This window comes from Mesorhizobium sp. M5C.F.Ca.IN.020.32.2.1, assembly GCF_004023105.1.
Lineage (GTDB): Bacteria > Pseudomonadota > Alphaproteobacteria > Rhizobiales > Rhizobiaceae > Mesorhizobium > Mesorhizobium wenxiniae.
The window spans coordinates 1-1090 of record NZ_RZSX01001336.1 but is presented as its reverse complement, the minus strand read 5'-3'; the positions used below and the strand labels follow the sequence as shown (position 1 = coordinate 1090).

The window sequence follows — 1090 nt, the reverse complement described above, 5'->3', positions numbered from 1 at the left end:
GTCGAGACCAGCTTGAGCGCTGCGCGCACATTCTCGGCCTGTGCCACCTTGCCTTCGATCGAGGACCAGACGCCGAGCGATTCAAGTGCGGCCTTGCCATATTTGCCGGCCGGCACCGCTTTGAAATCGCCCATGGCAAGCCTGCCGTCGCCGATCAGCCCGGCAAGATCAAAACCCTTTTCGATCCTGGTTTCGACCGACGAATCCTTCGGCGCCACCAGCACGATCTGGTTGCCGAGCAACTTCACTTCGGTATCCGGCTTGGTCAGCTGTTTGTCGGACAGATATTTCATCCAGTCGAGGTCGGCTGAGATGAAGACATCGGCTGGCGCGCCGCCCTCGATCTGCTTGGCCAAGGCGGAGCTTGCCGCATAAGAAATGGTTGCCGCCTCGCCGACATCGGCCTCGCAGGCGGTGTTCACGGCGTCCAGGGCGTTCTTCATGCTTGCCGCGGCGAAGACGATCAGTCTGTCATCCGCATGGGCAACCGGCATGGCTGCGATCAGCATCGCTGTCAGGCCGCCAATGGCAGCCGCCTTCAATCCGAAACCGTTGCGCACCAGCATGAACTCTCCTGGGGCTGAAAAATCCGATCGTCGCGAGCCTGCCAATCGATATATCCATGTGAATATAACAAGGAAAGGGCTTTTGCCAGACTTAGCCCGAACAATGGCCCAGCCAATGGCCCCGCCAATGGCATTGCGTGTTGCCGGCACCGCTCACGATAAATAGCGGTGCATACAGCGCAACGTTGCAGGCTGACGTGGATCAAAGCATCGGATACGGTACTCGCGGCGGACGACCCAGCACCGCCACCGAGCAATTTCGAGACAGGGTAAAGTAGAAGCCCGATGTTTGCGGCTCACACCGCGATCGGCGCCTTGATCGTCGCATCGGCGAGGTAGTTTTCCAGACGGAAATCCTCGAAGCGGAAGGCAAAGAGGTCCTTCACCTCCGGATTTATCCACAGCGTCGGCAGCGCCTTGGGCGTGCGCCGCAACTGTTCGCGCGCTTGCTCGAAATGGTTCGCGTAAAGATGCGCGTCGCCCAGCGTGTGGACGAAATCGCCGGGCTTCAGCCCCGTCACCTG

General features: G+C 59.8%; 2 protein-coding genes. Both read right to left on the bottom strand.

From position 1 onward, the window contains the following. Nucleotides 1-563 (bottom strand): molybdate ABC transporter substrate-binding protein (modA, locus tag EOA86_RS35780; protein WP_128345750.1); only part of this gene is annotated, 563 nt, incomplete at its 3' end. A 299-nt stretch (nucleotides 564-862) separates the two neighbouring features. Beyond that, nucleotides 863-1090: thymidylate synthase (locus EOA86_RS35775; RefSeq protein ID WP_245497490.1), on the bottom strand; the 228-nt coding region annotated here is incomplete at its 5' end.